14 protein-coding genes and 10 pseudogenes are annotated in these 15,631 nt (G+C 49.1%); 7 read left to right on the top strand and 17 right to left on the bottom strand.

Annotated features, from left to right (window positions below; genetic code table 11):
* Positions 1 to 8 precede the first annotated feature (8 nt).
* Positions 9 to 614, top strand: coding sequence for a hypothetical protein (locus tag C7123_RS12925; protein WP_159049865.1), 606 nt, complete (start codon positions 9 to 11; stop codon positions 612 to 614).
* A 51-nt stretch (positions 615 to 665) separates the two neighbouring features.
* Here the strand turns inward: C7123_RS12925 and C7123_RS07270 are convergent, their stop codons facing one another.
* The 11 genes and pseudogenes from C7123_RS07270 to C7123_RS07220 form a co-directional block, all read right to left on the bottom strand.
* Positions 666 to 1,187, bottom strand: a complete 522-nt coding sequence (locus C7123_RS07270; RefSeq protein WP_069176274.1) for a glycoside hydrolase family protein — start codon at positions 1,185 to 1,187, stop codon at positions 666 to 668.
* Positions 1,188 to 1,320: 133 nt separating this feature from the next.
* Positions 1,321 to 1,830, bottom strand: a complete 510-nt coding sequence (locus tag C7123_RS07265) for a DUF3872 domain-containing protein (protein ID WP_069176273.1) — start codon at positions 1,828 to 1,830, stop codon at positions 1,321 to 1,323.
* A gap of 12 nt (positions 1,831 to 1,842) precedes the next feature.
* Positions 1,843 to 2,001: pseudogene (locus C7123_RS07260) on the bottom strand (conjugal transfer protein TraO); the annotation flags it as partial.
* A 409-nt stretch (positions 2,002 to 2,410) separates the two neighbouring features.
* Entirely contained in the window at positions 2,411 to 2,557 is a 147-nt protein-coding gene (locus C7123_RS12920; RefSeq protein WP_159049864.1) for a hypothetical protein, read from the bottom strand.
* A 24-nt stretch (positions 2,558 to 2,581) separates the two neighbouring features.
* Positions 2,582 to 2,989: pseudogene (gene traM / locus C7123_RS07255) on the bottom strand (conjugative transposon protein TraM); the annotation flags it as partial.
* Between the two features lie 336 nt (positions 2,990 to 3,325).
* On the bottom strand, positions 3,326 to 3,598 hold the full coding sequence (locus C7123_RS07245; protein ID WP_069176270.1) for a hypothetical protein: 273 nt from the start codon (positions 3,596 to 3,598) through the stop codon (positions 3,326 to 3,328).
* Between the two features lie 3 nt (positions 3,599 to 3,601).
* On the bottom strand, positions 3,602 to 4,225 hold the full coding sequence (gene traK, locus C7123_RS07240) for a conjugative transposon protein TraK (RefSeq protein WP_069176269.1): 624 nt from the start codon (positions 4,223 to 4,225) through the stop codon (positions 3,602 to 3,604).
* Between the two features lie 9 nt (positions 4,226 to 4,234).
* Positions 4,235 to 4,495: pseudogene (locus C7123_RS07235) on the bottom strand (conjugative transposon protein TraJ); the annotation flags it as partial.
* A gap of 369 nt (positions 4,496 to 4,864) precedes the next feature.
* Positions 4,865 to 5,020: pseudogene (locus tag C7123_RS07230) on the bottom strand (DUF4141 domain-containing protein); the annotation flags it as partial.
* 490 nt (positions 5,021 to 5,510) lie between these two features.
* Positions 5,511 to 6,179, bottom strand: a pseudogene (locus C7123_RS07225) (relaxase/mobilization nuclease domain-containing protein); the annotation flags it as partial.
* Between the two features lie 242 nt (positions 6,180 to 6,421).
* Positions 6,422 to 6,673, bottom strand: a pseudogene (locus tag C7123_RS07220) (DUF3408 domain-containing protein); the annotation flags it as partial.
* 389 nt (positions 6,674 to 7,062) lie between these two features.
* Here C7123_RS07220 and C7123_RS07215 point away from each other — a divergent pair.
* The 4 genes and pseudogenes from C7123_RS07215 to C7123_RS13620 form a co-directional block, all read left to right on the top strand.
* Positions 7,063 to 7,332, top strand: a complete 270-nt coding sequence (locus C7123_RS07215) for a helix-turn-helix domain-containing protein (protein WP_069176266.1) — start codon at positions 7,063 to 7,065, stop codon at positions 7,330 to 7,332.
* 3 nt (positions 7,333 to 7,335) lie between these two features.
* Positions 7,336 to 7,645 (top strand): annotated as a pseudogene (locus C7123_RS07210) (helix-turn-helix domain-containing protein).
* The gene (locus tag C7123_RS07205) at positions 7,642 to 8,241 is read left to right on the top strand and encodes a DUF3408 domain-containing protein (protein WP_394365895.1); all 600 of its coding nucleotides are present in this window, start codon (positions 7,642 to 7,644) and stop codon (positions 8,239 to 8,241) included. Before C7123_RS07210 ends, C7123_RS07205 begins: the two are co-directional and overlap by 4 nt.
* 209 nt (positions 8,242 to 8,450) lie before the next feature.
* Positions 8,451 to 8,645, top strand: a pseudogene (locus C7123_RS13620) (plasmid mobilization protein); the annotation flags it as partial.
* A 498-nt stretch (positions 8,646 to 9,143) separates the two neighbouring features.
* Here the strand turns inward: C7123_RS13620 and C7123_RS13615 are convergent.
* The 4 genes and pseudogenes from C7123_RS13615 to C7123_RS07185 form a co-directional block, all read right to left on the bottom strand.
* Positions 9,144 to 9,638 (bottom strand): annotated as a pseudogene (locus C7123_RS13615) (M43 family zinc metalloprotease); the annotation flags it as partial.
* Positions 9,639 to 9,781: 143 nt separating this feature from the next.
* Entirely contained in the window at positions 9,782 to 10,033 is a 252-nt protein-coding gene (locus C7123_RS13515; protein ID WP_269467187.1) for a zinc metalloprotease, read from the bottom strand.
* A 181-nt stretch (positions 10,034 to 10,214) separates the two neighbouring features.
* Entirely contained in the window at positions 10,215 to 10,577 is a 363-nt protein-coding gene (locus C7123_RS07190; protein ID WP_069176264.1) for a hypothetical protein, read from the bottom strand.
* A gap of 792 nt (positions 10,578 to 11,369) precedes the next feature.
* Positions 11,370 to 11,624: a GlsB/YeaQ/YmgE family stress response membrane protein gene (locus tag C7123_RS07185; RefSeq protein WP_069176263.1), complete on the bottom strand. Its 255-nt coding sequence runs from the start codon at positions 11,622 to 11,624 to the stop codon at positions 11,370 to 11,372.
* Between the two features lie 130 nt (positions 11,625 to 11,754).
* Between C7123_RS07185 and C7123_RS07180 the strand changes: the two genes are divergently transcribed.
* Both C7123_RS07180 and C7123_RS13610 read left to right on the top strand, forming a co-directional pair.
* Positions 11,755 to 12,180 carry a helix-turn-helix domain-containing protein gene (locus C7123_RS07180; RefSeq protein ID WP_083207007.1) on the top strand — a complete coding sequence of 142 codons (426 nt, stop codon included), beginning with the start codon at positions 11,755 to 11,757 and terminating at the stop codon, positions 12,178 to 12,180.
* Complete coding sequence (locus tag C7123_RS13610; RefSeq protein WP_394365938.1) at positions 12,140 to 12,229, top strand: hypothetical protein; 90 nt, start codon at positions 12,140 to 12,142, stop codon at positions 12,227 to 12,229. The genes C7123_RS07180 and C7123_RS13610 overlap by 41 nt, the downstream gene beginning before the upstream one ends.
* 298 nt (positions 12,230 to 12,527) lie before the next feature.
* Here C7123_RS13610 and C7123_RS07170 read toward each other — a convergent pair.
* Positions 12,528 to 13,432: pseudogene (locus C7123_RS07170) on the bottom strand (IS982 family transposase).
* Between the two features lie 983 nt (positions 13,433 to 14,415).
* The gene (locus C7123_RS07165; protein WP_069176261.1) at positions 14,416 to 15,624 is read right to left on the bottom strand and encodes a site-specific integrase; all 1,209 of its coding nucleotides are present in this window, start codon (positions 15,622 to 15,624) and stop codon (positions 14,416 to 14,418) included.
* Positions 15,625 to 15,631 lie beyond the last annotated feature (7 nt).

The following is a 15,631-nucleotide window of genomic DNA, read 5'->3' as shown; positions in this document are numbered from 1 at the left end:
ATTCGGCCGTGGCACTCCGCTGCGGCCGTTTTTATACCCCGACACCTAAAATATCCAATTCCGAGGATCTTTCCTCTACGGGTTTCCCTGCTTCCACTTTTTGTTTGCGGCTCGGAGCTGATGTCGGCTCCCCTTTCTTCGGGCGAAGGTCAGCAGACGATAAGGGTGACGTCAAGGCCGAACGCCCCAAAGCCTTCGCCACCGATAAAATCTTCCTGCTTCACAGTGTATTTTATCGGCGTAGAGCCTTGCCTTTTCCCTTCATCGTCTGCCCTTTGTTGCCCTCGAAACGAAACCGGCATACTCCGAGCTTTGAACGCAAAAAAAATGTCAGCACGATGAAAACGGAAAGATCTTATCATCCCCAAAACAGATTTGAAACGAAACGACGCCTCCTCGCATTACCGCAAAAAATCGTTTGGATCGTCATCTGTATTGCGGCGTTGAAAGCCATAGGCACTTCGGAAGAATTGACTGCTATCTTGCTGCTCCTTGCCGTCTTCTATCTCGTGCATACAACACTCCGAATGGTTCTTCGGGTACTATTCTACCTTATTCGATGGATCTGCATTGCTGCTGCATTGGCTTGGGTCGTTTGCCGACTGCTGTTTTGACACGTTCTCCCATAGCAATGACTGGGAGAGGCTCCATCGGAACCCTCCCCGTCACTTTTCATAGAGCAATGCAAGCTCTACGCGACGTCGTAAACGCAGTGCTTTCAGCTCTTTGCCGCGGTATCGGCAGAACGAGGTGTACTCACCTCGGATGTCTCTGTCGCCCGATTCCAACTTCTGAACGAGGCGACTCTTCGGCTGTTTGCCGTAGCCTAAGAGGCGGTATTCACCGACGTTGTATGACAACACGGCAAGCAGTAAGGAGTCACGCCCGAAGCGACGAAACGTGACGAGCCGTTTCTTCAGATCTGCGCGAAGCTGAGAGTCCGCCTGCCGTTTTGTCATCGCACACGAAAGCCGCTCACCGGGCAGCAGACGGTGACCGTAGCCGACATAAGGGTGGTTCTTCGGGCCGTGTAGCCCTTCGTTATGTTTGATGCACGCGACGACGCGCTCGAAGAGCGGAAGGCTGAACAGCCGATCGGCTCCACGCTGTGCCTGCGCGTTGGGCGCGGCGAGCGCTTGGACACAAACAAGGAGCGCGAGCAGGCCGCGTCCGATTTTCGTTTTCATGGGGGTGGTCAGATGTTTTCGGGGTGGATAAAAAAGCAAAAGCACCGATCCGTCGCGGACAGATGCTTTTCATGTCAGGGTTATGAACAAAATAGGCGATGAAAAAAGATTTCGATGGACTCTGGAGAGCGACTCACTGGCTCGCTTTTGATCCAGCGGACTCGGTGAGCGGCCCACCGGGATGCGAAAGCAAAGAATAGCCACTTTCAGCTTCCTTTTCCTTGCTGTTAAAGTCGAAGGCGAGCGTTTGACTCTCGCCGTGGTTGTCTTCGAACACGACTTCGAGCGACTGTCGCTCGGCAGAGAGTGAGTGGTAATAAAGAGTGAAATGTCCCGGCGCGATGGCGTAGCGATCGTTCGGCGTGAGTGACTTACCGCGTCGACCGATGCGCAGCGAGCCCTTGCCGTCGTACTGAAAATAGCGGAGGGTGTAGCGCGTGCCTTTCACGATGCGTTCGGGCGCGAGCGTGCAGCGGATCTCGACTTCTTCGCCCAGCGTGAGGATTTTCGGGGTGGGCATCGTGGTGACTTGGAACGGATAAACCGTTCGCACATCCAGACGGCGATCACAGCCAACCCAGCAAAACCCGGCCAGGAGCAGGACGATGATTGTCCATGCCGCATTACGGATGTTCGTTTTCATGATTCATTGGGGTTAGAGGTTGATGCGGAAACCTGCCGAGATAGCAGGTCGAAAGAGATGTACGTCCGAGCCGAAGAGGAACAGTCCGCGGCCGCCAACGACAAAGAGCAGGTGATCCGACAGGAACAGCTCTACAGTAAGATGCAGCCCGCCGCCTCCGACAAGGCGCGAACCGCCTTGTGCTCTTTATCGATGTCGACCTTCGATTGGAGGACGTTGGTGGCTTCCATAAGGATTTTCTCAAGGACGAGCGGCTGGATTAGTCCGGATAAAACCTCTTGTAAACCGGCATGCATACTCAGCGGGCAATAAATAATGTGAATGGGTGGTGGGAGCGGCGAGTAAAACCGTGGAAGTTTCTGCCAGAGGCCTAACAGCCGTTGGAGATACCGTGGAAGTTTCTGCCAGAGGCTCAACAGCCGGTTGAAGTGCCGTAGAAGTTTCTGCCAGAGACTTTACAGCCGTTAGAGATACCGTGGAAGTTTCTGCCAGAGGCCTATCTTCCGTTGGGGGTACCGTGGAAGTTTCTTCCAGAGACCAAACAGCGGTTGAGGATACCGTGGAAGTTTCTTCCAGAGGGCTAACGGCAGTTAGGGACAGCGCGGCTCATGCCTTGATACAGGTTGCCGGTAGAGCGCATCTGCGTGCGCAACGTGTCGGTACTTGTAGCGAAGGTTGTGGTGATGAATTCGCAGCAAAGGATGGCGGATAGGAGGAGTTTTTTCATGGGAATCAGATGATGAAATGAGGATTACTTGGCTTGGACGAGGAAGAGTCGGTGACCGCTTTTGACTGTCACCTTGATCGTACGGAGTTTCTTTTGGAGGAGCTGACTGGCGCCCTGCATCACGCCTCGGGCGGCCTCGGCGATGAGTTGGTCTTTGGCCGACGAGGCGAAGGTGAAGCTCGTTCCGATTGTTCCACCGACGCCTGCGCCTACTTCTTTGAGGGCCGAGACCTCCTCAGAGCCGGGGATGGATAAGCCTTCTTGCCCGTCGAGGTCGAAGGCGGAGAGCTTGACGGCGAGGATACGACCGGCGTGTTCTACACTCGTGACATGGAGCTTCATCCGGTTGCCGTCGATTGTAGATTGCGCAATAAGTACCGTGTTAGAGGGCAGCGTCATGCCCTCAATGCGGGCCGATTCTGCGAGACGGAGACGGGCGGGGAACGCCCCGCGGCGAAGTTTGCCAGACCCTCGATCTATGTTAGTTATCGACCATTAAAACCTTGGGAAACGCCGGGGCACGCTACTGTACACGATGCTTGTACGCTACCGTACAAGGCGCTTGTGCACTACTGTATAGGTACTATGGAACTTCCACAAACACCACGATGATTGTGGGACGTCCTTGTTCAGTCCTTGCTCCGCGGCCGACTGTTCATCGGCGGACGGTTTGAAGATGAACCAGATCGACAGGGTAAACAGCAGCCCCAGCCCCAAGAAGACAAGGGTGCGCTGTAGTTGTTCTTTGCGTTTGGTGCCCATGATAGGTTAGGTCTTTATGGGTTCAATAACGTGGCGATGCAGGCTGTCCCGCTTGATCGGGCTATCGACAATCGTTTGGTCGCTTCTTGTAATGGGTAGCTGACCCTCCTTTTGTGGGAGGAAGAGCTGGGCAATCATGGCTGCTGCGCAAGCGAAATAGACGATGCAAAGCCCGAAGACAATCCGCTTCTGCCACTTGGGACTTAGACGGTCGCATTGTCTGTGCAGCCATACGTGTGCCCGCAAGTAGCGGCGGGTGAGGGTGAATCTTGTGCTCATGGCCTAACGTTTATATGTCTGTATGTCTCGGTTTTCGCGAACAAGGAAGTGCTCCATCAGAAAGCCTTGCGGGTTGTTGTCTGATCGGACGGCGTTTTGCAGTGTGCATGTCGTGATCAGGTTGCGCTCCGTCACGTTGCTCGGACGGACGATGAACTGGCGGGCGTAGGTTGTCACCTCGTACGGGTAGCGATCGAAGTTGCAGCGGATCGAGTCCACCTCCACGCGCTGGTTGATGTTGCCCGAGATGATGCGATTGAAGTAGCCTTTCTCGGCGAGGTCGCGGTAGTAGTCGTATGCCGTTTTGTCGCACAAGAGGAAGGCGCGCTCCATGTTCTTCTCGATGGCGTCCTTGTCAGGTGCGACGGTGAAGAAGAGTTCGTGGAAACGGCGGACGTGCTCGCGCGCCTCCACGGGACGGTTCGCGGCCGCATCCTGACTGAGGGCGAGGATGAGCGACTTGCCGTTGTCCAAGACGTAGATCTTCTCCCGCTGACGGTTGGCAAAGGCGTACGACGAATAGACGACGATGCCTGTAATAACTATGCACAACACAACGAAGGCGGCGGCGTAGAGCCGGATCTGCTTGAATGAGGTCTCTATGTTGGTGAGTGATCTGAACTCCATAATACGTTATCATTTAATGAGTAAACCCTTGATCCGTCCGCCGGCATTGCCGAGTGCGGCACCCGTTCCGGCCATCGTCACCTTGCCGCCGGTGTATGCGCCTTGCACACCACGTTGCGCCGTCTGATTGACATTGCGACCATAGTTGCCGATGCCACCGGCCTCGATGATCCAGCCCGCAACTGTCGGCACGCAGAAGAAGCCCACAATGCCGATGAGGAAGAAGACGATGTAGTACCAGTCGCCGGAGTCGGGGACGTAGCCCGGATTTTGCAGTTCGGCGATGGCGGGGTGCGCCCCGCAGCGAAGTTTGCCGGGTACTTGGGACCTTAGAGAGTCTCACCAAGTCTATGTGTACATATATCTTGGGTTGTTCCTTCGTTAGATCCCTGCTCGTACGTCCTGGGCCCGCTTGTTGGCAGTTCGTCAGACGACGCCTGCGGGGACATCCTTGTTCAGCCCTTGCTCCGTGGCCGACGGTTTATCAGCGGACAGTTTGAAGATGAACCAGATTGATAGAATGTCCCCATGCGTCCTTTCGTAGAGGCGAATGATTATTCGCCCCTACAGGTATATCCGCAGAACGGAAGGAGTATGTGTCGAAGGGAGGCACCTCTCTTGGGTTTGACACACCCTCTAAGTGTTGTTCACCGTTTTGGAGGCGGTGGCGATCTCTTTGATCGTGTTCGCGATGTTGCCTGCCAAGTTGACAGGGTCGGTAACGATCCATTGGGCGTGCGCCGTTCGCGTAAGCAGCAGGCAGCACACGAGGCAGAGGATAAGTTTGTGTTTTATGGGGATTGGGGGATAAGGGAAATGAGGGAATAAAGTAGTTCGGTATTATACGGGTGATCGATTCACTTTTCTGTGATCGAATTTTGATGACGCATGAGCTTTTTGCTATCTCGAGTGATCAAAATTTGATCACGCGCCATCAAAGATTGATCACACGCGAAGAAAGTTTGATCGCGCGTCATCAAAGATTGATCATGCGTGAAGAAGGTTTGATGATGTGTCATCAAAGATTGATGACGTAGAAAACTATTCAGGAATATCCTCCTGTAAAAGAAGAAGTTACTCGGTCGTAGGCATTGGACGGGTAACAAGGTAGAAACGAGCGAAGCGCTTGGGATTGCTAGAATCTGCACAAACAAAGGGCGCTTGTCATTTGAGGGTGCAATGTTACTATGACTATTTGAATTACAGGCGTTTTTGACGCGACTCTCTCGATTCTGCTTTCGACTTGGGAGCGCGTCGTGAACGCAGAGCGGATGGAGGCTAAGGCTCATATCCCCCTCCCTCGCTTCTTCTTTTTCCCGGCTTGGTTTCTTAAGCGTCGCTGCCATGCGATCTCAGCGTAGTCTGTGCCGTGGGTCTGTAGGATTGTTACTTCGCCCACCTCTGAAAGGAGGCTTTCCGCAGTGTCTAAAGCGGAGCTTGCGACTTGTGCGGTAGGTGTACTGTCTTTCGTATGGATCATGGAGGATTGGATGATGGGCTTCTGCGCATTGCCGGTCTCAAACTGTTTCGGCAGGGTGCGGTAGCCGAACTCACGACCGATCTCGGAGGCCTTGAAACTGTGCTCGCCGTAGGTGAACTTCATCCCGTAGACTTTCCCCTGCTTGTTCTTCATGCGGTCGATCGTGACGCCACTTCGGTGGAGTTCGTAGAGGAACATGGAGTGACCCGACAGGCCTTTCCCTCGGTATTTGTCCAGTAGGGCGTAGCAGATGTTTCTAATCTGCTGCTTTGTCCGCTCTCTTGCGGAATAAGCTTGGGCTTTTCGATACGGTCACGCGGAGCGGACTTCGTTGGCAATGGCCAGTCCGTACTCGCGACTGAGTTTTTCGACAACTCTGGCTGCTCGATTGCCAACGAAGGTGGTATCGTAGACCTGTCCGCAGAGGCTGATTCGATTGGCGATGATGTGCATGTTGTCGATGTTTTCTGTGGTGCTTATTCTATGGTTTGGGCCGATGAGAACGGATGTGATTACGGCCCTCTCCACCGACCGACAGGGGCGGGGGAGCAAGCGCAGTTTGTGGGAACAAACTGACGTCTTGCATTACCGTCGTCACGCTTTGGTACAATTCAGGAGTTTCGCCTGTGATCACTGCATGCCATGCATTCAGGCGGTTGCTGATTGCTTGACGTGCATATTGTTCGTGGACTCTTTGACGAGTTAGCGTGCTCGGATTACAGCTTCCGCCACTCCTCGATCTCCTCGGCGTAGTCTTCCAAATGGGCGCGCACGATGTGCTCCACGAAGCTCGAGAGGTTGGCACCCCGATCGCCCAAACGACGGACAACGAAGTCGGCGCGCTCCTGTGTGTCTCTACTCAAATAGACCGCCCGACGATCTGTCAGCTTGACAGGAACAAGGAAGGTTTGCTTGTAAGCCTCCAGTGTCCCTCGCTTCATTTTGGCGCTGAAGCGTTTCGGCGTGGGTGCACTGTCGGCAGAGGTTCGCAGACATCTACCTGGCCCTTTGCCGAGAGAAGGAGGCGCAGAAGGGCAAGACGCTCAGTCCGTCTTCGGTAAGAGGCTACAGAGACAGCTATAAGAGCTTCGTCCGCTGATGGGCAGCGAGCAGACGCAGAGGCTGCGCCGTGCCTTGCGAGTTTGTCCGCCGAGGAAGAGGACGCTAGAGAAAAAGTGACGCTGGCAACTCTGGTTGCCGGTCCGCTGGCTCAAAAGTTTGCTGGCAACTCGATTGCCGAGGCCGCTGGATCGAAAGTGACGCTGGCAACTCTGGTTGCCGGTCCGCTGGATCGAAGGTGAGCTGGCAACTCTGGTTGCTCCAATCACATTATACAACCTCATAACCCAAAAACACCATGCAGATCATCCTTGTAGACGGTAAGGCTTGGGAGCGACATCGCTCCGCCTTTGCCGACTTTATCTACCGCCTCGAGCGGCTCATTGGCAACCCGCCCGAGACCGACGAATGGCTCGACAACGACGCCGTATGCCGCCGGCTGAGCATCAGCCCTCGCACCCTGCAGACCTTGAGAGATACGGGCAAAATCCCCTTCTCCATGGTCGGGCATAAGTGTTATTACAAAGCCGGCGACATCGCCGAATTACTGAATTCAAAAGCTGAATGAACGATGGCAGAGCATGCAATCATTACGGAAGAAAGCCCTCAAATGCAGCTGTTTGTCCAGCTCATGGAGGGCGTATTGAAGAAGCTGGAGCGCTATTGCGCCTCGGCCCGACCCACACTCGCTGGGGAAGTTTACCTCACCGGCGAGGAGGTCTGCGAGCGGCTCAAGCTCAGCACCCGCACGCTACAGGAGTATCGCAGCCGCGGCCTCTTGGCCTTCTACAAAATCGGCGGCAAGATCCTCTTGTAAACAGAGCGACCTGCAAGCGATGCTCGACCGACATTATAACCCCATTCAAAAGCCTTCGGTATGACGATAGAAGAACTACGGCGCGCCAGATTAGCCGCTAAACAGGAAGCGATGGGCGGCATGGGTGGCAATGCCGAAACCAAGCGCAAGGCGGAAGTGGAGGCAGAGGCCAAGGCGGAAGAATCGCTATTCTTTGATCCGCCCGCAGGCGGTAAGATGACAGCAGAACAACGGCAGGCCGTCTTGACCGCCAAACTGAAAAAACTGGGCGACTATGGCGTCAAACGTCACACAGTAGAAGAGTCGCCCTTCTTTGATCCGCCTGTAGAGATTGAGGCGACAAGAAGCACGCTTGATCCTCCTCCGGCGGAAGTTGTTGCGCCCGTTCTCTCCGCTCCACCCTCTCCACCTGCTGCGGCTCCTCGAAAGGCCAAGAGCCACAAGGAGGATTTGGCCGCATTTCGAGACACGTACCTCCAACCCGTACGCATCAGTCACCGCAAGGCGGTCTACGTCTCTGACGAGACTCAGCAAAGGCTAGACTTCGTTGTCCGCCGAATCGGCCTGCGAGGCGCCAGCATCTCGGGCTATGTCGAGCGTGTGCTTCGGGAGCATCTCGACGGGTACAAGGACAGCATCGAACAATGGCGGAAGCTCTGAACACATGCACGCTTAGCGTGCAATGCCCTCCCGAACACTTGCATGTATTGAGTGCAAGTGTTCAGGGTACGGGCACCTTCTATTCTGGGGCCTGGCAAGGTGTGTTTTTGTGACACAAAAACCGTTTTGTGCTACAAAACGCCTTGCCCCCGGAGCGGCCTCCGCGGCGGTTCAGCTCCAAAGTCGCCACCTAAAAACCTCAAATCGAAATGAAAGACAACAGTTCGCGCTGGGACAATTGGCACGTCCGACCGCCGGCTTCTGAAGACCAACAAAAAGCCATCGATCTCTTCCGAAAATCAGGCGCGAAAACGAAGTCCGACTTCGTGCGTGCACGCTTGCTGGGGAAGCCTTTTAAGGTGATCACGGTGGACAAAACGGCCGGTGTCATGCTCTGTAAGTTGGAGGTTTACGCCTCGAACGCTTTCAACGCCTATTTCGCAGGTGCACTGAATCTCTTCTTCGAAATAAGCCGGCCAAAAGAGAAAGAAGAACGGGGGATACAGTGGAGGAGCTGACAGAAAGTCCGAACGACATGTTCTGAACGGAGATTGATCTTAGTTTGCAGGTGCGTGGTGCTGACCTATGTAAATTGGCCTACCAACGTCGACAGAGAAAACTATCTATCAGGCGCTTACGCAGTAAACCGCGGTGAATAGGAAAAGACTGTACCGGGTGTTTAATTACAAACCAAATGGAATAGAATAAATCATAGGCTTAGCTTATATCGCCATATATCTTTGATTTCAGCCATTAAGACAAAAAGTCAAGAGTTCTACTCTTCTTTGTCCCTTACAATCTCCGTTGTCTTTTCATGTGTTTTTTACATTTCGAATGGTGATATGCTTATAAAAATCTTGCTTCATCAGCTTTTTGTAATATGTGGATTTTCACAGATGCTCCTAACGGAAGACTTGATGGTGTACACACTCTGATTGTAGACAACGGTGGGTCCAGAGATGGAGAGGGGGAGTAGGGGCTGTCAGCGCATCGGCATATAACAACATTTCTTTTCTGATACCATTCTGAGATTTGAATAATGCCAACATACGCTCTACTTGCCCCTTTGTAAACAAATTCAGGCATGCATCATCTGTATAGTCCATGTAATTCATGAACATAACTCCAGGTGAAACTTGGATGCAATGATCAGTTTTTGGGAATGAGGCGGTACCCAAAGTTTTTTCTTCTTGATCAGACGTATCTGAAACATAATCGGTACCGAAACTACCCTTTTTATCACCCCAAATATGGCGTAAGTCTAACCAGTGTCCTACTTCATGCGTTGTAGTCCTACCTTTATTATAAGGAGACATGGGGCTGTCATCCCTTCCGAAATATTTGTAATCAATTACCACACAATCAGTGTTGGGCCTCGTTTTAAATTCGAACGGGAATTGAGCATATCCTAGAGATCATCTTTTAGATTACACACCCAAATATTCAAGTAATATCTTGTATTCCAAGCATTAGATCCATCTGTACTGATGAATTTCACATTGTTGGCTTTTGGGGTGAAAACTGCCACCGAAGTTCGGGTTCATATTATACCATCTGTAGGATTTCCATTGGGGTCTACTTTAGCTAATCTGAATTCAATATTTGCGCTTCCAGCAACATTTGAAAATGCTGGTGGCGTATTCTCCTTGTCTGCGTTCTTTCTTTGAAAATCTTCATTCAGCACCTGTATTTGAGAATGAATCTGAGCATTGCTGATATCCTGTGGTGTGCTACTATATACCACATGCACAACGACAGGGATGATAATTTTGTTGACAGAGGAGTATTTCATTGAACTGCGCAGATTTTGTTGTACTGCGCTCTCCTAAGCGATTATTCTTCTGTATTTCACGGGATCAGTCTGACGAATATATTCCATATTCAGCTCGGAACCACATGTTCGTTGCGAATAGCCACTAACCCATAGTGCTAACGCAGATATGAAGATTATTGTTTTTTACAATCGTTTCTTTTTATGGTTGACAATTTAACAAAGTAAGCCGGGCCCGTTTTATTTCCGGCTTAATGTATTCACTGCAATCGAAAACCTCTCCGCTTATAACAATAGATATTCCATCTTTCCTGTACCTCTCCGGAATATGACAACCTCGCGGGATGAGGTAATGTTCAGGAATAATCTCCTTATCATCTAATACTATAGTGATATCATCTTCCGAAATTCTGATATGGGCCGTTTCATCCCTGAGCGTTACGATTGGAATCTTTTCTTCTTCACATTCGCATGAACAACATATTTTTCTCTCCTTTTCGCATCCTGCTCCCATCCACAATAACAGAAAGAGTGCGCTAATCCATAAAATGAACTTCGTCTTCATTTCTCATCATGTTTTTCGTTAATCACAAGCTCCGCTTCCGGATCAATTTATCTTGCTACGCCTCCGGGGTGCGGTTCCTAAGGGCGCCCTGACAAGTCTGGCGAAGTATTATCTATGGTTTTCATACGACTGGCCTGTTAAATATTCGACGTAAATATCGTGGATACAATCGTAATACGAAACTTGCTTTCTGTGATTCTTGGCATTTTATCCCTAAAAAACTCTCTTTCCTGCAAATCAAACTTTTTAATCAAAGAAAACCTCACTCTCCCTCGATTCCTGCTTCTCGTATCCTATGAAACTTGCAGAGAGGAAAAACTTTCTGATAAGTGATCATTTGTCAGGCGCTCGTCAAATCCGATATGAACGCAAGAGGAAATGCCTTTCGCCATCGATAGCATTTCGACAAGGATTTGCTATCTGATCATTGAGGGGTGGGCCTTCGTAACCGTTTCGGGGTTTCTGCAGGCTCCGAAACTTTTGCTGTTACGTTTGTTAGAGAATTTGACACCTTTACGGGCGAGAAATGAGATGTCTTATGACTACTTCAAAGAGATGAAAGCAGGAGAATCTCGCTCGTTTCTTATTCGTTCCCTTTGGGGGAGTAGAGCTATCAGTATCTACCCATTGACAAACACTCCGTGCACTAAAGAAGAGAAATATGGACTGCCAGCAGAAATTAATGCTTCTAAAACCACAAAACAAAACCCCTAAGGCATTATATGCCTTAGGGGTTTTGTTTTGTGGAGGAGATGGAAGGCTTGAAAAATACACACAAACACGCCTCTTTGCTTACTTTTTTTTCTTAAAAATCAAATTCATCAAAAACAATATAATAATAGCCCCAATAGCCCCTGTCAAGATAGAACCAACCCATCCCTCACCAAGAGAGATGTTAAATACACTTCCTAAAAGCCAGTACCCCAGACCACTCCCAAGAAGGCCAATAATGATATTCCCAACAAGTCCCAATCCACTACCTTTATATATAGTACCCCCTAGCCATCCTGCAATGGCTCCAATAATAAGTGTTGCAATAATACCCATGAAATTCAATGTTAAATTTGAAGGCAAAGATAAGAGAGATCGTCCACAAAAACAAATTATGCGATCTTATAGCCAAACGGAAAAGGAATATGAAATGAAACGGTAAAACGGAATCATCTTTGTATCCTCTATGTCAATCAAACTATCAGTACAAGAAATAGAGGAGCTTCGTAAACTTCAGCGCAATGTTAGTAGGCGTGCGGATTACGTTCGGGTTACTTGTATCTTGATGCTGGCCATGGGCTGCAGTCCTGACTTTGTCGCACAGAGCTTGGGCATAGACGTTGCGACAGTCTATCGTTATAAGAAACTCTATGATCAAGATGGTATCGACGGTCTTTTGGAAGATAGCTATAGGGGCTATTCTGGACGTCTTTATAGTGAACAAATTAGCTTGCTTTGTAAAGAGTTTAAAAGGCATATTTATACAGATGCAAAACGTGTGACTCTATGGGTAAAGAACACCTTCGAGATAGGATTATACACCGGGCGGGATGGTACATCTGTTGAATCGCATAGGCTTCACCTACAAGAAGACAACCGAGGTTCCTTGTGAAGCAAACGCTGAACTTCGTCCAAATGATAAAGACATGCTTCGATGCTAAGAAATAGGGCGATATTTATATTATGTTGATGATACGCATCCGACTCACGACGCACGTTCCACTTATACCTGGATACGGAAAGGCAAACCCTTAGAGCAGCCCACGGTGAGCGGCCGTGACCGTATCAACATCAACGGATTGCTTAATGCTCACGATGTGACGGACGTGATCGCCCATGAGTGTTCGAGCCTCAGTGTCGATTCTACCATAGCGCTTTACAAGGCGACTTTGGAGAAACATCCTAAAGGCCGAAAACATCTACATCATCACCGATAATGCTCGTTAACATAAGCTCGACCTAAGCGACAGACAGGAAAGAGGGATGTACAAACTCCTCAGCAGTATTGATGGAAGGCTTTTTGTCGAAGAAGGAGAAAGCTGCCAACGCCGATAATAGATTGATGATGAAGTTCGGGAAGCATCGATGGCGGGTCAAGCTCTATCTGGCAGATATTCTTTAGTTGATCATTAACGGTTTCAATCGGAGATCTTTTCCGAAGCATGATCTTATCATATTGAAGCATTAAGGCTTTCTTCTTCCTCTTCTTCAAACGTGTAATAAGGTGAACTCCGTCAATGAAGAGTTGCTCGAAGAGATCTTTCGAGATGTAGCCACTGTCTGCGAAAAGCTTGCCGAAGATTCGTTTGTGGAAGTTTATGATTTTCAAGGGCGTTCTGTCGTCTACGTTGTCCGGAGTGAGAAGAAAGCCGGGGAAGTTCTCTCTTGTCATAGATGATCAAGTGCAATTTGAATTCATAGAACCAGCCCAGTGTACTTTTTCTGGCAAATTTCTTGAAGGTCTTATGCGACTTTTCTCTTTTGATATGGCAGCTTCGAATGGGGGTAGAATCGATAAAAGAAATACCGGTGCATTGTCCAAATCTCTCATTTTAAGGAAGAAAACAAGAGGTATACCAACCTTTCGTTGCAGTTCTACGAAGCGGTTGTAAGACACACTATGTGGAAAATCCTTCTTCACTTGTGTTCGAACAAAGAGATAGAAATGCTTTAGATTTCGAAAAGAGGGGAAATGGAAGAGGATAAGAATCGTCATGACCTCGCTACTCTGGACATGGTGAATTTGCGATTCCTCCGTTTCTTTGGGATCCTTCTTCCAAGGAATGACTTTTGATTACGGCGTCATATTCTTTGAAGAATTCGCTGACGATATAGTAGATCTCTACAGTTTTATTAACGGGTATTACTGTGCAATTTACTCTTTATTTTCAGCGCATTAAGACACAAACTATCTCTTGATTTCAGCCTCTTTTCTCCTTTTTCTTACGTCGAACTCACGTTCGTTATTACCGCAATAAGAAGCTCGGAGAATGGGTCGAGGGCACGAAAATCATGCAGGTCATCTTGGTCGCCCTATTCTCCGAACTTGAATCTGATTGAGCGGTTGTGTAAGTTCCTTCGGAAGACATTCATCAGCATGAGGTTTTATCAAACAAAACATAGCCAATAAAATAAAACGCTTAAATTCTTCAACAATATCGCTTTTTGTCAGCTGGAGTTGGAGTTTCTTCTAACTCTTAACTTCCACGTGATTGATTTGCATTCCTTTTTTTTGATTGACTATATATAACCCCATCGTTGATTTGCTCTCTAAGACTGTATGCTTTATTTACAATAAAGCAAAAAATCATAAAAAAAAGAATTCAAGCAGCTATTTGATAGAGATGGTTATTTTTTGATTTTAATTGTTTTTCATCAGGCGGTCAGCATCTTTACAAATAAGAAATAAGGTGTATTATAATATTTCAAACCAAAGAGGATGAGAGAACCGCACTCGTTACCTTTGAAAGAGTAGAGCTATCAGTATCTTTTTATTTACAAATACTTGCAGCATCATCCTTTTGTTTTATTCCAAGGTAAATGTATTTGTTCTATCAGAACAAGTGTTTGTTGAAGTATTGCAAACGGAAGAAAGGGGAAAGGGAGGCGTTAGTAAAGCTCTATCTTTTATGCTTTTATGTTATCAATCTTTTAATCTCCTATAAGATAGAGTTAATTACAAATTCTTTTCGGGCAAAAAACGGCACAACATGAGATTGCAATAGAAGGCATGATTTCTTGACTACACATCAACCCTTCTTCTTTCACCGTATCACCTCCGTTGTAGTCATGTAGTAAGATCGAATCAGTGAAAGGAAAAAGGCATGTTAGGACAGCCGTACAGGGATCACTCTGACGCCGCTTGTTGCTTCCGGATCAACTTGTCCATGTCTTCTGAGATCTTTTTGTCCGTCACCTGCGCATAGATCTGAGTGCTGGATATGGAGGCGTGTCCCATCATCTTAGCGATGCTCTCTATAGGGATGCCGGCACTGAGCGACAAAGTCCCGAACGTGTGACGCGCCATGTGGAAAGAGAGTCGTTGCCTGATGCCACACGCCAGCCCCACAGTGCTCAGTTTGTTATTCATCGCACTACGGCTGCAATCGCGTGGAAAGACAAGGCCGTCACCTTTCTCTTTCACCGTTTGTTCTTCTCTACATCTGCTAAGGATCTCCTCCACGATCGGATGTAACGGTACGACGAATTCCACTTTCGTCTTCTGCCGTTCCTTGCGGATATACCTCCGGCCATCTGCCGCCGTTTGAATATGCGAAAATTTCAGACGTTCCATATCCGCAATGGCCAAACCTGTGAAGCAGGAGAAGATGAACATCTGCCGAGCCTGCTCTGCTTCCCTGTCGTTTACTTTCAGCGCCATGAGCTTGGCTACATCACTCTTTTGCAAGAAGCGAATCTTCCTCTCTTCCTTTTCATAGATGGCATCTTCAAAAGGATTATAGCGAATGATCCTTTTGCTGACTGCACGATACATCAATCGGCTGAACCAGCATAGGTGGCGATTGACCGTCTTCGCTGCAAACCGTTTCTTTTTGAGATAGAAGCGGAACTCTTCAAACAAGTCTTCTGTAACAGCGTGGATGGGCATGTCCTTTCGCTCTTTGTCTGCTATCCACTCGTGAAGCATCTTGTCTGAATAGGTGTGATTTCGATAGGTGCCCGCAGATCTTGACTTACCCACGCATGCTTTTACAGATTGCAGCTCCGCCCTACTCATGGTCAAAAGGGTAGTCGGTGCGGCGGCGACACCCTGCAAGTGATTCTTGAGCAGTTCAGCGCTGACCACGCCGTCCTTCGTAAGCATTTCCGCGTAGGTCTTTTCCACAAGCTCCCTGAACACTGCGAGGCGTTGGTCGATTTTCTTTTCGCCGGTTGTCCCCTGTCTGCTGTTCCATTCGGCCGGCGGACATTCCTCGCCAGTTGTCATGGTCGTGCTTCTGCCATCGATGGTGACACGGCAAAAGATGGCCGTCTTGCCGTCTGTCTTTGTCTTCTGTCTGTTGATGTAGAACAGGATTTTGAATGTACTTCTCATGTCGGCT

It is taken from the genome of Tannerella serpentiformis, assembly GCF_003033925.1.
GTDB classification, from domain to species: Bacteria; Bacteroidota; Bacteroidia; order Bacteroidales; family Tannerellaceae; genus Tannerella; species Tannerella serpentiformis.
Note: the sequence above shows the minus strand (reverse complement) of the source record. Positions and strands in the feature narration are given on the sequence as shown.

Coding starts and splice junctions, on each gene's coding strand:
- C7123_RS07270 (WP_069176274.1), bottom strand. CDS start 1,187: ATGAAAACGAAAATCGGACGCGGCCTGCTCGCGCTCCTTGTTTGTGTC.
- C7123_RS07265 (WP_069176273.1), bottom strand. CDS start 1,830: ATGAAAACGAACATCCGTAATGCGGCATGGACAATCATCGTCCTGCTC.
- C7123_RS12920 (WP_159049864.1), bottom strand. CDS start 2,557: ATGAAAAAACTCCTCCTATCCGCCATCCTTTGCTGCGAATTCATCACC.
- C7123_RS07245 (WP_069176270.1), bottom strand. CDS start 3,598: ATGAGCACAAGATTCACCCTCACCCGCCGCTACTTGCGGGCACACGTA.
- traK (WP_069176269.1), bottom strand. CDS start 4,225: ATGGAGTTCAGATCACTCACCAACATAGAGACCTCATTCAAGCAGATC.
- C7123_RS07215 (WP_069176266.1), top strand. CDS start 7,063: ATGCAGATCATCCTTGTAGACGGTAAGGCTTGGGAGCGACATCGCTCC.
- C7123_RS07205 (WP_394365895.1), top strand. CDS start 7,642: ATGACGATAGAAGAACTACGGCGCGCCAGATTAGCCGCTAAACAGGAA.
- C7123_RS13515 (WP_269467187.1), bottom strand. CDS start 10,033: ATGAAATACTCCTCTGTCAACAAAATTATCATCCCTGTCGTTGTGCAT.
- C7123_RS07190 (WP_069176264.1), bottom strand. CDS start 10,577: ATGAAGACGAAGTTCATTTTATGGATTAGCGCACTCTTTCTGTTATTG.
- C7123_RS07185 (WP_069176263.1), bottom strand. CDS start 11,624: ATGGGTATTATTGCAACACTTATTATTGGAGCCATTGCAGGATGGCTA.
- C7123_RS07180 (WP_083207007.1), top strand. CDS start 11,755: ATGTCAATCAAACTATCAGTACAAGAAATAGAGGAGCTTCGTAAACTT.
- C7123_RS07165 (WP_069176261.1), bottom strand. CDS start 15,624: ATGAGAAGTACATTCAAAATCCTGTTCTACATCAACAGACAGAAGACA.